Origin of the sequence: Geodermatophilus marinus (assembly GCF_003428645.1) — a bacterium.
Lineage (GTDB): Bacteria > Actinomycetota > Actinomycetes > Mycobacteriales > Geodermatophilaceae > Geodermatophilus.
In genome coordinates, this window is sequence record NZ_QVQH01000003.1 from 41,845 (window position 1) to 59,317 (window position 17,473).

At 75.7% G+C, this 17,473-nt stretch carries 16 protein-coding genes; 13 read left to right on the forward strand and 3 right to left on the reverse strand.

Annotated elements, in window-relative coordinates; all coding sequences use genetic code 11:
* Window positions 1-16 precede the first annotated feature (16 nt).
* From D0Z06_RS04315 to D0Z06_RS04360, 11 genes are all read left to right on the forward strand, one after another.
* A complete protein-coding gene (locus D0Z06_RS04315) occupies window positions 17-208 on the forward strand; it encodes a hypothetical protein (RefSeq protein ID WP_117376158.1) in 192 nt (63 codons plus the stop codon).
* A 42-nt stretch (window positions 209-250) separates the two neighbouring features.
* On the forward strand, window positions 251-1,057 hold the full coding sequence (locus D0Z06_RS26870; protein ID WP_117376159.1) for an esterase/lipase family protein: 807 nt from the start codon (window positions 251-253) through the stop codon (window positions 1,055-1,057).
* Between the two features lie 86 nt (window positions 1,058-1,143).
* The gene (locus tag D0Z06_RS04325; RefSeq protein ID WP_117376160.1) at window positions 1,144-1,539 is read left to right on the forward strand and encodes an SCP2 sterol-binding domain-containing protein; all 396 of its coding nucleotides are present in this window, start codon (window positions 1,144-1,146) and stop codon (window positions 1,537-1,539) included.
* 37 nt (window positions 1,540-1,576) lie between these two features.
* Complete coding sequence (locus D0Z06_RS04330; protein ID WP_199522123.1) at window positions 1,577-2,800, forward strand: acyl-CoA dehydrogenase family protein; 1,224 nt, start codon at window positions 1,577-1,579, stop codon at window positions 2,798-2,800.
* A gap of 30 nt (window positions 2,801-2,830) precedes the next feature.
* Entirely contained in the window at window positions 2,831-3,742 is a 912-nt protein-coding gene (locus D0Z06_RS25245) for a hypothetical protein (protein WP_158579879.1), read from the forward strand.
* Between the two features lie 29 nt (window positions 3,743-3,771).
* Complete coding sequence (locus D0Z06_RS04335; RefSeq protein WP_158579880.1) at window positions 3,772-4,362, forward strand: DivIVA domain-containing protein; 591 nt, start codon at window positions 3,772-3,774, stop codon at window positions 4,360-4,362.
* Between the two features lie 37 nt (window positions 4,363-4,399).
* A complete protein-coding gene (locus D0Z06_RS04340) occupies window positions 4,400-5,290 on the forward strand; it encodes a ThiF family adenylyltransferase (RefSeq protein WP_117376162.1) in 891 nt (296 codons plus the stop codon).
* Entirely contained in the window at window positions 5,287-7,746 is a 2,460-nt protein-coding gene (locus D0Z06_RS04345; protein WP_158579881.1) for an MMPL family transporter, read from the forward strand. The genes D0Z06_RS04340 and D0Z06_RS04345 overlap by 4 nt, the downstream gene beginning before the upstream one ends.
* Window positions 7,747-7,923: 177 nt before the next feature.
* Window positions 7,924-8,631, forward strand: coding sequence for an RNA polymerase sigma factor (locus tag D0Z06_RS04350; RefSeq protein WP_117376164.1), 708 nt, complete (start codon window positions 7,924-7,926; stop codon window positions 8,629-8,631).
* Between the two features lie 90 nt (window positions 8,632-8,721).
* Window positions 8,722-10,362, forward strand: a complete 1,641-nt coding sequence (locus tag D0Z06_RS04355; RefSeq protein ID WP_117376165.1) for a phytoene desaturase family protein — start codon at window positions 8,722-8,724, stop codon at window positions 10,360-10,362.
* A complete protein-coding gene (locus D0Z06_RS04360; RefSeq protein WP_117376166.1) occupies window positions 10,350-10,925 on the forward strand; it encodes an ester cyclase in 576 nt (191 codons plus the stop codon). The genes D0Z06_RS04355 and D0Z06_RS04360 overlap by 13 nt, the downstream gene beginning before the upstream one ends.
* 85 nt (window positions 10,926-11,010) lie before the next feature.
* Here D0Z06_RS04360 and D0Z06_RS04365 read toward each other — a convergent pair whose 3' ends face one another.
* From D0Z06_RS04365 to D0Z06_RS04375, 3 genes are all read right to left on the reverse strand, one after another.
* On the reverse strand, window positions 11,011-12,825 hold the full coding sequence (locus D0Z06_RS04365) for a bifunctional metallophosphatase/5'-nucleotidase (protein ID WP_117376167.1): 1,815 nt from the start codon (window positions 12,823-12,825) through the stop codon (window positions 11,011-11,013).
* A 352-nt stretch (window positions 12,826-13,177) separates the two neighbouring features.
* On the reverse strand, window positions 13,178-13,837 hold the full coding sequence (locus D0Z06_RS04370) for a response regulator (protein WP_117376168.1): 660 nt from the start codon (window positions 13,835-13,837) through the stop codon (window positions 13,178-13,180).
* Window positions 13,834-14,991, reverse strand: coding sequence for a sensor histidine kinase (locus D0Z06_RS04375; RefSeq protein WP_199522124.1), 1,158 nt, complete (start codon window positions 14,989-14,991; stop codon window positions 13,834-13,836). The genes D0Z06_RS04370 and D0Z06_RS04375 overlap by 4 nt, the downstream gene beginning before the upstream one ends.
* Before the next feature lie 232 nt (window positions 14,992-15,223).
* On the opposite strand from D0Z06_RS04375, the gene D0Z06_RS04380 reads away from it, so the two are divergent.
* Window positions 15,224-16,000, forward strand: coding sequence for a hypothetical protein (locus tag D0Z06_RS04380; RefSeq protein ID WP_147331977.1), 777 nt, complete (start codon window positions 15,224-15,226; stop codon window positions 15,998-16,000).
* A gap of 129 nt (window positions 16,001-16,129) precedes the next feature.
* Window positions 16,130-17,263 (forward strand): serine hydrolase domain-containing protein, encoded by a 1,134-nt coding sequence (locus D0Z06_RS04385; protein ID WP_158579882.1) that lies wholly within the window; start codon window positions 16,130-16,132, stop codon window positions 17,261-17,263.
* Window positions 17,264-17,473: the final 210 nt, after the last annotated feature.

Consider the following 17,473-nt stretch of genomic DNA (forward strand, 5'->3'; position numbering starts at 1 on the left):
AGGAAGAAGGAAGACGATGTCCGCTCCGCGCCCGTGCTACCGCCACTCCGGCCGCTGGATGGCCTACTGCGACGACTGCACCAGCTGGCACCTCTCCCGCGCGATCGCCGCCCGCGACGCCGCCGGGCACGACCACACCGCCTCCACGGCCGCCGTCGTGACCCTGCGGCCGGCTCCGCGCCGCGCGGTCCTCGCGCTGGTCGCCTGACCCGCCCCGACCCCGACCACCGGACCCACCGAGGAGGCCCGCGTGCACGCCCCGTCACCGCTGCCGGCAGCGGCTCTCGAGGCCCTCGGTGCCACCCAGGGGACGGCGGTGGCGGACCTCCTCCACCCGTTCGGCTCGCCCACCCTGCCCCGACCGCCCGCGCTGCACGGGCGGACCCCGGTCCCGGCCGCCGGGACGCCCGGGCACCGGACGCCGGTCGTCCTCGTCCACGGCTACGGGGGCGGCCGGGCCACCTGGTGGGCCCTGCGGAGCCGGCTGGCCGGTGCGGGGTTCACCGACCTGCACGTCATGACCTACAGCCCTCTCGCGCCCTGCGTCACCGAGATCGCAGGGACCCTGGCCCGCGAGTGCACCGACGCGATGGAGCGGGCCGGTACCGACCGGGTGCACCTCATCGGGCACAGCCTCGGCGGGGTCGTCGTCCGCTACGCGGTCCAGGAGCTCGGGCTGCACGCCCACGCGCGGACCGCGGTCACCGTCGCCGCCCCCCACCGGGGGACGCTGACCGCGCTGCTGGGCCGCGGGTCGCTGGTGGCGCAGCTGCGTCCCGGCTCCCGGGTCCTCGACGACCTGCGGCGCCGGGCCCGGCCCTCCGCCGTCCGCTGGGTCTCCTACTGGTCGGACCGCGACTTCGTCGTCCGTCCCCACTCCGCCCGGCTCGACGAGGAGGCTCTCCGCGCCACCAACGTCCTGGTGCGCGGCGCCGGGCACCTCGGCATCGTGCGCGACCCGCAGTTCCTCGGCTCGGTCGTGCACCTGCTGACCCACGGCACGCCGTTCGCGACGGCCGTGCCCACCGTCCGCGACCGCCCGCCGGTCGCCGCCTGACCCGGCGCACCCGCGCCGCGCACCGCCCCGGTGCCGCCGGACCGCCAGGTCCGGCGATCCCCCCACCCCGAGATCGAGGTCCCGCCATGCCCGCGTTCACGTCCCAGGCCCAGGCCGCCGCCGTCTTCCCGCAGCTGTTCGAGATCCTCCTCGAGGACCCCCAGTTCGGGGCGATCGTGCGGGACCGCGGGCTGTCGGTGCGCTTCGTGCACACCAAGCCCGACCTCCAGCTGCACGTCGACGCCGACGGCGTCCGGGTCGGCGGCCCGCCCGCGCCCGCCTCGTTGACGATCACGATGTCCTGCGACACCGCGGACGCCCTGTGGACCGGCCGGCTGCTCATGCCCGTCGCGGTCGCCACCGGCCGGATCCGGATCAAGGGCAGCGTCGCCACCGTCGTCGAGTTCGTGCCGCTGCTGCGGCCGGCCTTCGACCGCTACCCCGAGCTCGCCGCGGCCGCCGGCGTGCCCGCCGCCTCCTGACCGACCCCCACCTGCACCCCCGAGGAGCGACCCCACCGTGCTCGACCTGACCGTCCCCGGGACCGCCGTCCCCACGTTCACCTCCCTGCCCCCGCACGTCGAGGAGCTGCGCGACCGCGTCCGCGCCTTCGCCCAGGAGCGGCTGCGCCCCGCCGTCCGCCGGCTCGACCAGGCCGACGCCGCCGACTTCGACTGGGAGCTGGTGACCGAGGGGCACCAGCTCGGCCTGACCCGCCTGGTCATCTCCCGCCAGCACGGCGGCCTGGGCTACGGCGAGCTCGGCGTCGCCGTGGCCCTGGAGGAGCTCGCCGCCGTCGACGCCGGCTACGCGCTGGTCTTCGGGGCGACCATGCTCGGCCAGGCGCCGCTGCTGCTGTCGGGTGACCCCGCGCTGCAGGCCCGCTTCCTGCCGTTGTTCGCCGGCGACGAGCCGGTCCTGGCGTGCAACGCCATCACCGAGGACCAGGCCGGCTGCGACCTGCTGATCCCCGAGAACGCCGTGCACGCCCGTGACGTCATGCGGGCCCGCCGGGACGGCGACCACTACGTGCTCGACGGGGCCAAGAAGTTCATCACCAACGGCAAGGTCGCCCGCTACGCGACGGTGTTCGCCGCCGTCGAGGGCACCCCGGGGGCGAGCGCGCTGACCTGCTTCGTCGTCCCGCTCGACTCGCCCGGCGTGGAGCTCGGCGCGGTGGCGGACAAGATGGGCTACCGCGCCTGCCTGGGCACCGAGATGGCCTTCACCGGCGTCCGGGTGCCGGCCGAGAACGTGATCGGCGGCGAGGGCGGCGGTGTGTTCGTCAACGTCCAGCAGATGAACATGGCCCGCGCGGCCGTGGCCGCGATCTCCACCGGCGTCGCGCGCGGCGCCCTGGAGCTGGCCCGGCAGTGGTGCGGCGAGCGCGTCCAGGGTGGGGTGCCGCTGTACAGGCACCAGTTCACCGCCCGCAAGCTGGCCGAGATGTCGATGAAGGTCGACGCCGCCCGGCTGCTGTACCTGCGGGCCGCCCAGCTGGCCGACACCGAGATCCCCGCCCCGGCCTACGAGCCCGCCGTCGCCAAGCTCTTCGCCGACCGGATCGCCATCGAGGTCGCCGAGGAGGCGATGTCCCTCATGGGCGCCCGCGGCTACGTCCGCGACTGGGTCATGGAGAAGTACCTGCGCGAGGCGCTGGGCGCCCGCATCTACGAGGGCACGCCCGAGGTGCTGGCCCTGGCCATCACCGAGTCCCTGTACGCCGACGACGACGACCTCTGACCGGCACCCCCGAGACCCAGGAGCCGAGCCGTGTGCACCACGCCGACCAGCCCCACCACCCGCCGGTACGCCGCCGACATCGTGGCGATGCACGACCGGATGACCTACGCCCGCCTGCTGGACCACCTGCCGCAGGACGACCTCCCGCACCTCGCCGTCCGCGGTGACGGGCTCGTGACCGTCGCGGCGACCACCGAGCAGCTGCCGCACCGCTACCTGCTCGGCCTGCAGGGCTTCCGCCTGGCCCAGTACCTGCAGCTCGGGTGGGCCTGCGAGGAGGCGCTGCACCGCAGTGCCGGGTTCTGCGAGCCCCTGCAGGCGCTGCACCCCGACGACGTGCACGTGCTGACCGCGAGCAGCCGGACCGGGCGGATCCTCGGCTACCTCAGCCTCACCACCTCGGGGGACGTCGCACCGCGGGAGCTGCGCGACCCGGACCGGGCGCGGTTCCCCGTCGAGGCCGCCCACCGGATCGACCTGTTCGACCGGGTCCCCGCCCCGGAGGGGGTGCGCAGCGACGGGGTGCGCGAGCTCAAGCGGTTCGTGCACGCGCGGACGCTCACCGACCGGGCGCAGCGCCTGCGGGTGACCCTCGAGCTGCTGCTCGGCGCCGGGCGCACGCTGCTCGCGGTCGAGCCGGCCGTGCAGGTCCTCGTCGGGGACGTCGAGGAGGACGTCGCGCTGCGGCACCTGCTGCTGGCCGGTCTGGAGGTGCACCTCGTCGAGGACACCGAGCCGTGGCTGCCCGACGACGACCTGCTGCACCTGGCCTACACCCGCCGCGGCGCGGTGAAGCCCTTCGTGGCGGGCGTCCCCGACGTCGCGGAGCTGCGGCAGCGCATCGAGCTGCTGGAGGCCACCCTCGCCTCCGAGGACCTCTTCGAGGCCGCCGACGCCTTCGCCGGCGCGGTCCGCGGCGCCACCCGGCGGGTCGCCGCCTGACCGTCCCCGCCCGACCCCGAGGAGCCCCCGTGCCCATCGACCCCGCCGCCCTCCGGTCCCAGCAGTTCCGGGTGGTCTTCCGCGGCTACGACGTCGAGGAGGTCGACGCCTTCCTCGACCGGCTGGAGGAGCAGCTGGCCCGCCCGGCCGAGGTCCCCACCGCGCCGGAGGACGACGGCCCGGGCGGCCTCCCCGGCCGCGCGGTGCGCACGCTGCTGCACGCCGAGCAGATGGCCGAGCAGGTGCTCGCCGAGGCCACCGCGGAGGCCACCGCCGTCCGCACGCGGGCGCAGGAGGAGGCCGAGGCGATCCTGGCCGACGCCCGCGCCCGGGCCGCGCAGCTCACCGCCGGGGCCCACCTCCGGTCGGCCTCGGAGGTCGACGAGCTCGTCGCCCGCGGCCGCCGGCTGCGGGCCGAGCTCGACCGTCTCGAGGAGTCCGAGCGCCGCTGCCGCGAGGAGCTGCACGGCTGGCTCGACGCGCACGGCCGGCTGCGCGAGCCCCGACCGCCGGCGCCGGCGGTCCCGGAGCCACCGGCCCGCACCCCCGTCCAGCGCGACACCCCGCTCCCCGCCGTCCGCCGGGTCGTCACGACCCTCCCGATGTCCGCCGTCCGCTGACCCCCGCCCCCGCCCCCCGCTCCCGGAAGGCACCGCCATGACCCCGCAGGCCACCGACCTCTACGACGAGCTCACCTGCCGCAACCGCGGCTTCCTCCCGCCGGAGACCCAGGGGCGGCTGCGCGCGGCGACCGTGCTGGTCGCCGGCTGCGGGTCCACCGGCGGGGCCGCGGTCGAGCCGCTCGTCCGGCTGGGGGTGCAGGACTTCGTCCTCGCCGACAACGGCACCTACGAGCTGAACAACCTCAACCGGCAGAGCGCCGCGCAGGCCGACGTCGGCGCGTACAAGGCCGAGGTCTGCGCCCGGCACGTGGCCGAGGTCAACCCGCACGCCCGCACCCGGGTGGACACCGACGGCATCCGGCCCGGCACCGTCCGCGGGATGGTGGCCGCCTGCGACGTGGTCATCGACGGCGTCGACGTCACCGAGGCCGCCGGGTGGCGCGCCAAGTACGCGCTGCACGAGGCCGCCGCGGAGCTGGGACGCCCGGTGATCTCGGGCTACGACATGGCCGGCACCCAGTACGTGCGGTTCTACGACTACCGCCGCACCTCGGCGCCGTTCGACGGCGCGGTCACCCGGGAGCAGGTCGAGGCCGGGGCGACGTGGCGCCTGCTGCGGCAGGCGGTGCCCCTGCGCGTGGTCCCGGTCGAGATGCTCGAGAGCGCTCGCCGCGCGGTCGCCTCCGGGGACGGGTCGGTCTCCCAGCTGGTCTACACCTCCATGCTGTTCGGCGCCCTGGCCTCGCGGATGGTCGTCGACGTCCTCGACGGCCGCCCGGTCCGCCGGCACACCGTGGTCGACGTGCACCGCGCGGTGCGCCCGCCGGCGTCCGCCCTGCGCGCCCGGCTGCGCAAGCCGTGGGTCGCGGCGCTGGCCCTGCGGGACCTGGCGGTCCTCGAGCGCGGCCCCGGCCGCCGCCGGTGATCGCCCGCTTCGCCTCGTTCACCCGCCGGGCCCGCTGGGCGATCGCGGTCGTCTGGGTGCTCGCCGTGGCCGGGGCGGCCGTCGTGGCCACGACCCTCCCCGGCAAGCTCAGCGGCGGCGGGTGGGACGTCGAGGGCTCGCAGTCCGCGGCCGTCGAGGCGGCGCTGCGGGAGGGCTTCGCCGGTCGTGGCGAGAGCACCCTCACCGTCGTCGTCCGGGACCGGCAGCACACGGTCGACCAGGAGCCGTTCGACGGCCGGGTGCGGGAGGTGCTGACGGCGGTGGCCGAGGAGCCGGCGCTGGACGTGCGCAGCAGCTACGGCTGGTCGACCCTCGGCCCGGACGCGCGGGCCGCGTTCGTCGGTGCGGACCGGCGCACCGTGACCGAGGTCGTGGGTCTCGGCGTCGACGACGGCCACGCGCGGCAGGAGCTGCCCGAGGTGCAGGACCGGCTGCGCGAGCGGTTCGCCGAGCAGGGCCTGGACGTCTCGGTGGTCGGCGCGGCCGCGTTCTGGGGCGAGGTGAACGAGCTCAGCGAGCAGGGCCTGGTCCGCGCCGAGCTGATCACGCTGCCGCTGGTCGTGCTCGTGGTGGTGCTGCTGTTCGGCGGCGTGGTGGCGGCGCTGGTGGCGCTGTCGGTCGGGGTGACCTCGATCGCGTTCACCCTGGCGCTGCTGAGCGTGCTGGCCGGCTCCGTCGAGCTGTCGCTGTTCGTTCAGAACACCGCCACCATGCTGGGCCTGGGCGTCGGCATCGACTACTCGCTGTTCGTCATCGCCCGCTTCAAGGAGGAGCTGGCCGCCGGCCGCGACGTCGAGAGCGCGATCGCCACCACGCTGCGCACCGCGGGGGAGACGGTGGTCTCCTCCGGTGTCACCGTCGTCGCCGCCATGTGCACGCTGTTCCTGGTGCCGCTCGGGGTCATCGGCTCGATCGCGCTCGGCGCGGTCGTCGTCGTCGCCTTCTCCGTGCTCACCAGCGTGCTGCTGCTCCCGGTGCTCCTGCAGCTGCTCGGTCGGCGCGTCGACCGGTGGGTGGTCGTCGTCCGCAAGGGCACCCACCGCCGCCCGGCCGCCGCGCGCTGGGCCGCGTTCGCCGGCCGCGTCATGCGCCGGCCGGTGGCGTTCCTCACCGCCTGCGTCGCCGGCCTGCTCCTGCTCGCCGCCCCGTCGCTGGGCCTGGCCACGTTCACGCCCGACGCCCGGATCATCCCGGCCGGTGAGCCGGTGCGGGCCGGCTACGCGCTGGTGCAGGACCAGTTCGGGGTCGGCTCGACGGCCCCGCTGCAGGTCCTGGTCAGCTCACCGGAGCCGCTCGGCCCCGACGACGGCGCCGCGGTCACCGACCTGGCGCAGCGGCTGCAGGAGCTGCCGTCGGTGGTCCGGGTGGACTCCGCGCTGCCGGCGCTGGCCGCCGCGGTCCCGGGCGACCCGCTGGCCGCGCTGGCGCCCGACGCCCGGGCGGCGCTGCCCCCGGACCCGCGCCGGACCGTCGACCACTTCGTCTCCGCCGACGGGCGGCGGCTCCTGCTCAGCGTCGTCCCCGACGGGCCGGCCGCCGCCGAGCGCACCCAGGAGCTGCTGGGGGAGGTGCGGGCCGAGGCCGCCCGGACCGCGGCCCCGGGGCTGGCGGTCGACGTCGGCGGCGAGACCGCGCAGGGGGTGGACAGCAACGACACCATCACCGAGAACATGCCGCGGGTGGTGCTGGCGATGCTGGCGGTCATCTACCTGTTCCTGCTGGTCGCCTTCCGGTCGCTGTTCCTGCCGCTCAAGGCGATCCTCATCAACCTGCTGTCGGTCGCGGCCACCTACGGCGCCCTCGTGCTGGTCTTCCAGCACGGCCTCGGCGCCGACCTGCTGGGCTTCGAGGAGACCGGGTACGTGCAGAACTTCGTCCCGGTGCTGCTGCTGACCCTGCTGTTCAGCCTCAGCACCGACTACGAGGTCTTCCTGCTCAGCCGGGTGCGCGAGGAGCACCGGCGGACCGGTGACGACGCCGGCAGCGTCGCCACGGGGCTCGCTCGGACCGCACCGCTCATCTCCGGCGCGGCGCTGCTCATGGTCGTGGTGTTCGGGGCCTTCTCCTTCGCCGGCATCCTGCCGATGAAGCAGCTCGGCTTCGGCATGGCCGTCGCCATCGCGCTGGACGCCACCGTCATCCGGCTGGTCGTCGTCCCCGCATCGATGCGGCTCATGGGTGCCTGCAACTGGTGGATGCCCCTGCAGCGGCACACCCGGGCCCGGCGCGCGGCACCCCGCCGCCCAACCCGGGGGCACCCGACGGAGGCATCCCGGCCGGCCGTTCCCGGGGCGGCCGCCCGCCCGGCCCCCGCCCGCGCCACCGCTCCCGCCCGTGCCACCGCTCCCGCCCGTGCCACCGCTCCCGCCCGTGCCACCGCTCCCGCCCGTGCCACCGCTCCCGCCCGTGCCACCGCCCCCGTCGCAGGTGCCTGACCCGTGGGGCGGGATCTCCCCCGTCCGCGGGCGGGTCCGCCCCACCCCGGGAACGGGGGGAGAGGGCGGCGGACCGGGGGGCTGCCCGATCGTCCCGGGCCGGCCGCGCCACCAGGCTCGGTGTCGAGGAACCCGGCAGCGCGCCGTCCCTCCGGCGCCGACGAGACGAGGCACGACATGACCGTCAGCCCGCGCGAGCCCACCCGCCCCCGCGGCGCAGCCACCGGCAGGACCCGCCGACCGGACGCCGTCCGGCCGGTGCCGGTGCCCGCGCCGCGGCCGGGGACCCCGGCGGACCGCCGCGCGGGCCACCGGGCCACGGCCGAGCTGCTCCGGAGGGCGGCCCACGGCGACCGGACCGCCTGGCAGCACGTCGTCGAGCGGTACGGACCGCTGGTGTGGTCGGTCGTGCACGGCTTCCGGCTGCCCGAGGCCCAGGCCGCGGACGCGGTGCAGACCACCTGGCTCAGGCTGTTCGAGCACGCCGGGGCGATCCGCGAGCCGGAGCGGCTGCCCGGCTGGCTGCGCACCACCGCGCGTCGCGCCTGCCTCGAGGGGATCGGCCGGGCCCGCCGCGAGCAGCCGTGGAACCCGCACGGCCGGCAGGGCCTGGGCCGCGAGCGCGCGTGCGAGCGGATCGACGGCGACCCCGAGGCCAGCCTGCTCCGCCGCGAGCAGCTGGCATCGGTCCGGTCCGCCGTCCGGGAGCTGCCCGAGCGTTCCCAGCGGCTGCTGGAGCTGCTGGTCGCGTCCCCACCGCTGAGCTACGAGGAGATCGGGGGCCGGCTCGGCATGCCGGTCGGCAGCATCGGCCCGACCCGCGCCCGCCTGCTGGCCCGCCTGCGCACGGACCTCGCAGCGGCCGGCCTGACCGACGCCGCCTGAGCGAGAGCACCACGTATCAGGCCGCCGCCCCGCCCCTCCTGACACCACCGCCGTCCCCGCCGTGGGACACCCAGCCGAGAGGAACAGCCCGTGCCCGCAGAGCCCCCCGAGTTCCGCCGCCCCGCCCCTGCCGGGCCCGACCCCCGGCAGCCCGGCTACGACGCCATCGTCACCGGGGCCGGCGCCGGCGGCCTCACCACCGCACTCACCCTGGCGCAGCAGGGCGCCCGCACGTTGGTCCTGGAGAAGAACCCCTACGTCGGCGGCTACGCCCACGGCGACGGCGAGCAGGGCTTCCGCTGGGACCACGGCGGGCACGTCCTGCTCGGCTACCGGCTCGGGATGCCCACCCGCCGGGTGTTCGAGCGGCTCGGCATCGACCGGCGCATCGCGATGGTCCCGGACCTGCAGACCTTCCAGTGCGTCTTCCCCGACGAGCGGACCGAGATCCCGGCCGACCTGACGACGGCCGCCGAGCGGCTGTCCGAGCAGTACCCGGCCGAGCGGGACGGGATCACCCGGCTCCTGCTGGTCATGGAGCGGATGGTCGCCGACCTCGACGTCGTCGTGCCCTCCTTCCGGATCGCCGACCACCCCGGTGAGCGCCGCCTCCTCGACGGCCTGCTCGAGCAGTTCCAGCGACCGTGGCTGGGCGACGCCGTCGCGCCGCTGGCCGGCCGGCTGCGCCTGCCGGGGCACACGCTGCTGACGTACCAGACCCGGACGCTGCAGCAGCTGCTCGACGAGCACCTGCGCGACCCGGCCCTCAAGGCGACCCTGTCCATGCTCTGCGTCGGGATCGGCACCGCGCCCTCGGAGCTGTCCGCCGTCATCGCGTCGGTCTTCCTGGTGCACGCGCTGCGGCCCATGTGGATGCCGGAGGGCGGCTTCGGCCGGCTGGCCGAGGTGCTGCGCGCCATGTTCCTCGAGGCCGGAGGCACGATCGTCACCGGGGCGGAGGTGGAGCGGGTGCTGGTCACCGGCGGCCGGGTCCACGGCGTGCGCACCGTCGACGGCCGCGAGTACCGGGCCCGCGCGGTCGTCTGCGCCTCCGACGCCCGTCGTCTCTACACCGAGCAGCTGCCCGCCGGCGTCGTCCCCCGCAGGCTGCGCTCCGACGTGGGGACCGCGCCGACCACGCCGGCGTTCTTCCAGGTCCAGCTCGGCATCGACACCGACCTGGCCGAGCACGCCGCCTCGGTCAAGCGGCTGAACTTCGTGTACCCGCACCGCGACATCGACAAGGCGATGGCCAACTTCCCGCTGGGCAACGTCGAGGAGGCGGCGTACTACCTGTACGTCGCCACCTTCCACCAGCCCGAGCTGGCCCCGACCGGCATGCACTCGATCAAGCTGGAGTGCCCCACCCGGCTCGACAGCGTCGGCATCGACTGGGATCGGGACAAGGACGCCATCGCCGACGTCTTCATCCGCCGCACCGAGGAGCTGATCCCCGATCTGCGCCGGCACGTCGTCGTCCGGCGGGTGGTCACGCCGCTGGACATGGCGCGGCGGACCAACAACTCCGACGGTGCCTTCGCCGGGTGGGCCTTCGTGCCGCAGATGCTCACCCGCGGCCGGCCGCAGCAGCGCTCGCCGCTACCGGGTCTGTACCTGGCCGGGCACTGGACGACGCCCGCGGCCGGGCTGCCGTGGGTGGTGCTGTCGGGCTACAACACCGCGGGCATGGTGCTCGCCGACGCCGGAGGGCACCCCCGGTGGGCGCACTGACCCCGACCGAGAGGCGCAACCTCGCCACGATGGCGGCGGTGGTACCGCACTGGAACCGGCGCGACGTCGCCGGGATCCTGTCCCACTACGACGAGGCCATCACCTGGCACGACCGGGCCCGCGGGCGGAGCTACCACGGCAAGGCCGAGGTCGGCCGCTTCCTCGCCGCCCTCTTCGCCGCCGTCCCCGATCTCCGGCTGGACCTCACCAGCCGGGTGCCGCACGGGGACCGGGTCGCCGAGGAGTACACGATCACGGGCACCCACCTGGGGCCGCTGTTCGGCCTCCCGCCGACCGGCCGGCCGCTGCGCATCCAGGCGGTGAGCTTCGTGCGGTTGCGGGACGGACGGCTCGCCGAGGACACCTTCTACGTCGACCTCGCGGGCGTGCTGGGGCAGATGGGGCTGTTCCCGCCGCTGGACGTGGCCGACACCCGCTGGGGACGGCGGGCCCTGCAGGTGGCCGTCGTGCTCCGCTCGCCGCGGCGGGCGCTCGCCGTCCGCCGGGCCCGAGGCCCGGCCGGCGGGCCGGCTCCGGGCCGATCCCGCCGCTGGACCCGGTGACCAGGCGTGCACGGACCCGTCCTGCCGGGACGCACCGCGGCCCCCGCCCCGGGGAGGGGACGGGGGCCGCGGGCCGCGCCAGGGGTCAGCCGACCGCCGTGATGCGGCCCTCGCCGCCCACCGGGTAGTCGGCGGCGGGCACCGTGCCCGCCAGGTCCTCGACGAGGTAGTTCTCCAGGGCCTCCTGGTAGGTCACCGGCAGGACGGTGAAGTCCACCCCCTCGAACGGGTAGCCGTCGCCGCCGCGCAGCAGGAAGTCGATCGTCGCCAGCGAGACGGTCGCCGAGGGGTCGGCCACCAGATCGCCACCCGCGACGACCACCGTGCCGTCGTCGAGGGTCAGGTCCACCACCCGCGAGCCGACCTCCTGCGCGGGGTCGTAGGTGACCGTGAACCCGGCGACCTGCGCGAACTGGCCGGCCGGCTGCAGCACGCCGTCGACCACGTCCCCGGAGAGCCCGTTCTCGACCGCGGCCACGAACGTCTCGATCGGCGTCTCCGGGGCGACGGCGACGAAGTTCGCGAACGGCAGCACGTCGAAGGTGTCCAGGGCGGTGAGGTCGCCCGCCTCGAGGACCGAGTCGTTGCGGATGCCCCCGCCGTTCTGCAGCGCGACCACCGGCGCGGCCACGCCGGCGGCGTCGGCCTGGTCCTGGCCGGCGTCGAGCAGCGCGTCGGCCACGAGGTCGCCGAGGTTGGTCTCCCGGCTGCGCACCTCGGCGCGGATCCCGTCGAGCGGCACCGCGGTGGTGGCGACCACGGTCTCGGCCAGGGCGGCCACCGCGGCCGCGACCGGCTCCTCGACCTGGGTGCGCACGGTCTCGTCGGGCTCGACCGCATCCGGGCCCTGGGCGGCGACGACCAGCGGGCGGGAGGCCTCCTCGTCGATCGAGAGCAGCTCGCCCTGCGCGTCGAAGGTGACCACCAGCCGGCCGACGTAGCCGTACAGGCCCGGCGTGGTGACGACGGGCACGACCTCCCCGTCGGCGTCGAGGGCGTCGATCGGGTAGGAGTCGTACACCTCGGTGCCGTCGGGGGCGAGCGGGTCGCCCTCGTCGGCGAGCAGCTCGCCGCCGCCGGCGCCGATGATGACGTCGACCCCGGAGAGGTCGGCGGCCAGCGCCACCTCGTTGTCGATGTCCTGCAGGTGCGAGACCAGGACGACCTTGTCGACGCCCTCGGCGGCGTAGGCGGCGGCCTGCGCGTTGGCGATGCCGGCGAGGTCCGGGTCGACGGTGACCTCGCCCAGGCTGGTGAGCTGGGGCAGCTCGGGCGTGGTCAGGCCGATGATGCCGATCCGCTCGCCCGTCACCCGCTCCACGTGGGCGGTGACGATCGTGCCGTCCTCCACCTGCGCCAGCAGCGCCGGCTCCTCGTCGAAGCCGAGGTTGTCCGACACGAACGGCGTCCCGTCGCCGATGTCCTCCAGGAACCGGCCGAGGAAGTCCGGTGTCCGGTCGAAGTCGTGGTTGCCCAGGATGGCGACGTCCCAGCCGGCCTCGGTGAAGGCGACCGCGTCGTAGATGCGCCCGCCGGAGGCGTCGCTGGCGGCCAGCTGCGGGCCCGGCAGGAAGTGGTCACCCGCCGAGACGGTCAGCACACCGCGCTTGCCGGCTTGGCCGGGCGCGGGCCGCCCCGTGCCGGCCGCGTCCCGCTGCTGCTGGAGCAGCTCGGTGAACAGCGCGGCGCCGGCGTAGGTGCCGCCGTCCTCGCCGGTCACCGGCAGCAGCGCGGACTCCTGGTCGTTGCCGTGCAGGAGTGTGAGCGTGAAGTCGGGGCGCTCGGCCGCGGGCGTACCAGCGGGCGGGCCGGCGACGGCGGTGCCGGTGAGGCCGCCGGCGGCGGTGGCGCCCGCCGCGGTGAGGACGACGGCGCCACGGCGCAGGAGGAGGAAGGACATGGTTCTCCGGGGTCGGGGACTGCTGAGCACTGCGAAGGGAACAGTCGGAACGTAACGAGCGAGTGACGCCCTGCCGAGGTCGACATGTCGACTCCGGGGGCGCCCGGCGTCCCCCTATCGGGCGACCGGCGGGCCCGACACGGTCGGTGATCGGACCCCCACCCGCCGCACCTGCCCGGGCGGGAGCCGCGTTGCGGTCGGGTCGGTGCTGGCGCGGCCGGGGTCGCCGATGCACCGGATCCGGGTCGGCGCCGGCCGCGGCGGCGGGGCGCTGCGCCGGTCGGGTGCCCGGCAGCGTCGCTACCGGGCGGGTGGCAGCGCAGCACGCGCACCACCCACGGCGGTCACCGGCCTACTCGTGGTCCCGCTGGACGAAGCCGGTCCGGTAGGCCCACACCACCGCCTGGGTGCGGTCCCGCACGCCCAGCTTGCCGAGGATGGCCTTGACGTGGGTCTTGACGGTCTCCGGTGACAGCCAGACCTGGCCGGCGATCTCGGCGTTGGACAGACCCTCGGCCAGCGCGCAGAGCACCTCCGTCTCCCGCTCGGTCAACGCGGCCGCCAACGCGAGCTGCTCCCGGTCGGGCGGCCGGTGGGCGGCGTGGGCGGCGAGCAACCGGCGGGTCACCGCCGGGGCGACCAGCGCGTCACCGGCCTGCACGGTGCGGATGCCGTCGATCAACTGCTCCGGCGTCGACCGCTTGAGCAGGAAGCCGTCGGCGCCGGCGCCCAGCGCGTCGTCGACCACCTCGTCGAGGTCGAAGGTGGTGAGGACGAGCACCCGGGGCCGGCGCGGCCAGGTCATGATCTCGCGCGTGGCGGCCACCCCGTCGACACGGGGCATGCGCACGTCCATGACCACGACGTCCGGCCGCAGCTCCCGGGCGCGCGCGACCGCCTCCCGGCCGTCGGCGGCCTCCCCGACGACGCTGAGGTCGTCCTCGGCGTCGAGCAGGGCCCGCAGGCCGCTGCGCACCAGTCGGTCGTCGTCGGCGAGCAGCACCCGGATCACGCCGGCACCATCGTTCCGGCCGGCAGGTGCGCGCGCACCCGGAACCGGCCGTCCACGGGGCCGGCCTCCAGGTCACCGCCCTCGGCCCGGGCGCGCTCCCGCATGTTGACCAGCCCGCGGCCGGGCGCGACGTCGTCCGCCGGGGCGCCCTCGCTCGTGACGTCGAGCAGCACCCGGTCGGCCTCCTGGCGGACCTCGACCCGGATGGGTCCGGCCTGGCTGTGCCGGACGGCGTTGGTCAGCGCCTCCTGCACGATCCGGTACAGCGCCCGCGCGCTCCCGGCGGTCAGCTGCACCCCGTCCGCGCGCAGCTCCACCGGGCGGCCGGTTGCCCGTATCCGCTCGACCAGCTCCTCCAGATCGGCGACCGTCGGCGCGAACGGCCCGGTCCGGGCCCTCCGTTCGTCGGGCTGCAGGACCCGCAGCAGTCGGTCCAGCTCGTCGAGCGCCGTGCGCCCGACCGTCTCGATCGACTCCAGCGCCTCGCGCGCGAAGGCCGGGTTGTCGGCGAACACCCGCCGGCCCACCCCGGCCTGCATGACCATCACGTTGACCGTGTGGCCCAGCGAGTCGTGCAGTTCACGGGCCAGCCGACCGCGCTCCTGCAGCAGGAGCCGTTCAGCGGCCAGCGCCTGCGCCCGGCTCTCGGCGGCCTCGCGGGCCTCGGCGGCCGCCGCGCGGGTCCGCCGGTGGCTGATCTCGCCGGCCGCGATGGCGACCAGCGAGGTCATCCCGATGTACGGCAGCGCGTCGACGGTGTCGACGGGGTCGAAGGCCACGTAGGCGGCCACGACGGGGACGGCGATCGCGACGGCCGCTCCCCGCACGCGGCTTCCGCCGGCGGCGAAGCAGCTGAACAGCGCGATCCACGACGGCCAGGCCAGGAAGCCGACCGTGTAGCCGGCGGCGGCGTTGACGACCAGCACCGCATCGGCCGCCACCAGCGACACCAGTGGTGCGGCCGACCGCCACAGCAGCGCCAGCGGCCCGGCAGCGGCCAGCGCCACGGCCGCGGCGTCCACGGGCCGGTAGGGCGGACCGACGGGCATCGCCAGGACGAGCGCGACCCCGGCGACCACCAGGGCACCGGCGAGCGCGGCATCGGTACGGCTCAGGGCCTCGAGCCGGAGCGGGCGGAGCAGGGACGACGACACTTCCCATCATCCCGCCGGGCGGAAACCGAGGGGAGCCCTCGCACGGGTCGTCCCGTCTGCCTCCCGCGAGGGAGTCGCGGTCCCCCGCCAGGGCGCTGGCAGGACTTCGCGGACCACTCATCCCGGCACGCATCCGCCCCCGCGCGGGGCTCGTGCCCGGCGTTGCGTCGGCAGCAGGCTGCGACCGCCCCACGCCGCGGGAGCGGCGACCCCCTTCCCCCGGAGGTCTCCCATGACCGACGTCCGACGAGCCACGTCGAGCACACCGCCCCGCCGAGCGAGCCGCAGCGGACGTGCTGCCGCGCTCGTCCTCGGCGTGCTGCTCCTGCTGCCCGGCCTGGGCCTGCTGGCCGGGGGTGGGGCCCTGCTGTGGGCCCACCACCTGCACCGCGCCGACGGCTTCGTCGTCAGCCCGGAGGAGCGCTTCACCTCCCCCGGCCATGCCCTGGTCAGCGACCGGATCGACCTGGGCGCCGGCGCCGACCGGCTGCTGCGGGCCGCCCCGGTGGGCACCGCCCGGATCGAGATCACGCCGGACCCGGCGGATCGGGTCTTCGTCGGGATCGCCCCGGCCGCCGAGGCCCAGGCCTACCTGGACGGCGTCGCGCGGACCGCCGTCGACGCGCTCGGATTCGACACCCCGGCCGACGCCGAGGACGAGGTCCCCGGAGGTGCGCCCCCAGGGGCACCCGCCGACCAGGACTTCTGGACCGCCCAGGCCTCCGGCGCAGGCCCGCAGCAGCTGACCTGGGATCCGGCCGGCGGCAGGTGGGCGTTCGTGGTGATGAACGCCGACGGCTCGGCAGGGATCGACGTCCGGGGCCGGATCGGCGCGGAGCTGCCCTCGCTCGGCGGCATCGGCTGGGCGGTGATCGGCGCCGGCCTGGTGGTGATCCTGCTGGCCGGGCTGCTGCTCCGCCCGGCGCTGCGGCGGGACACCGACGACCGGCCCGACGTCCGCACGCTCCCCGGCCGACCACCCGCTGACCACCCGCTGACCACCCGCTGACCACAGAGCTCCCCACGCCAGGAGGGAACCACCATGACCACCACCTCGACCGCGACCACCGACCGCGGACGCATACCGGCTGTCCCGGCGCCGCCCACTCCCGCGACCCGCCGCCGCTGGAGGCGGACCGTGGCGGCGACCGGCCTGCTCGCCGCGCTGATCGCTTCCGCGGCGTGCGGCGGAGCCGACGAGACCGCCGCCATCCCCACCCCTACCGCCACGAGGCCGAGCGGCCCGACGGCGCCGCCGGCCGCCGACTCCGACCTCCAGCAGACGATGACCGGCATCCTCGAGGCGCACCGAGCGGACGACGAGTTCGTCGGCGCCGTCCTCGCCCTGCGCACGGCGGACGGGACCGCCGTCACGACCACGGCGGGCGCGCAGTCACTGGACGTCGACAGCGACCCGGTCGACCCGGACGTCCCCTGGAACATCGGCAGCGCCACGAAACCGTTCGTCGCCGTCGTCGTCCTGCAACTCGCCGAGGAGGGCCGTCTCGACCTCGACACCGGCATCGAGGACTTCCTGCCCGATCTCGCCGGCGCCGACCGGATCACCCCCCGTCAGCTCCTCCAGCACACCAGCGGGCTCGGCGACTACATCCACCAACCCGCCGTGCTGGACGACGCCCGGCGCGAATGGACCCCGGCGGAACTGATCGCCCTCGCCGAGACCGCCGGGCGGACCGGAGGACCCGGGGGCCCGCACTCCTACTCCAACACCAACTACACCGTGCTCGGCGAGATCATCGAGCAGGTGACCGGCAACCCGTGGACCGACGAGGTCCACGAGCGGATCGTCGAACCGCTCGACCTGCAGGGCACGCGGCTCGGCAGCCTGCGCGGTGTCCCGGGATACGTCGTCGACGAGGGGCGCCTCGTCGAGGCGACCGACCGCTGGCACCCCAGTGTCGGCGGCGCCGCGGGAGCGCTCGAGTCGACAGCTGCGGACCTGCTCGTGTTCACCGAGGCACTGCGCGACGGCCGGCTGCTGTCCGAGCAGAGCCAGGCCGAGATGGGCACGTTCATCCCGGCCGAGGACCTCTCGCAGTTCGGCATCGACCACCGGTACGGCCTCGGGTTCGAGGAGTACGCCAGCGAGCAGCTCACCGTCCACGGCCACCTGGGTAGCGGCTCCGTCCACTCCGCGTTCTTCGGGTTCGATCCGGACAGCGGGGCCGCGGTAGCGGTGCTGATGAACGTCGAGACCTCCGGCCCGCAGGCCTTCGTGGCCTTCGAGGCGCTCGCTGCGGTCCACGGGTGAGCGAGGCCGCCGGGTTGCCAGCGCGGCGCGCACCACGACGGGGTGGGCGAGCGCCGGGTCGTCGTGCCCGCGCCCGGGGCAGACCGTGGTCGCTCCCCGTCCTTCCCGGCTGGACGCCCCCGCCGGGTATGACGCGGTCCACACGTGGCCGGACAGCGACGAGTCCCCACGGGCCGCCGTTGCTGCTGCGCTGGCGGCCCGTGGGGACTC

Bases quoted from the DNA above. Each gene is read 5' to 3' on its own strand.
- D0Z06_RS04325 (WP_117376160.1), top strand. From the start codon at position 1,144: ATGCCCGCGTTCACGTCCCAGGCCCAGGCCGCCGCCGTCTTCCCGCAG.
- D0Z06_RS04365 (WP_117376167.1), bottom strand. From the start codon at position 12,825: ATGTCCTTCCTCCTCCTGCGCCGTGGCGCCGTCGTCCTCACCGCGGCG.
- D0Z06_RS04315 (WP_117376158.1), top strand. From the start codon at position 17: ATGTCCGCTCCGCGCCCGTGCTACCGCCACTCCGGCCGCTGGATGGCC.
- D0Z06_RS04380 (WP_147331977.1), top strand. From the start codon at position 15,224: ATGACCGACGTCCGACGAGCCACGTCGAGCACACCGCCCCGCCGAGCG.
- D0Z06_RS04350 (WP_117376164.1), top strand. From the start codon at position 7,924: ATGACCGTCAGCCCGCGCGAGCCCACCCGCCCCCGCGGCGCAGCCACC.
- D0Z06_RS04340 (WP_117376162.1), top strand. From the start codon at position 4,400: ATGACCCCGCAGGCCACCGACCTCTACGACGAGCTCACCTGCCGCAAC.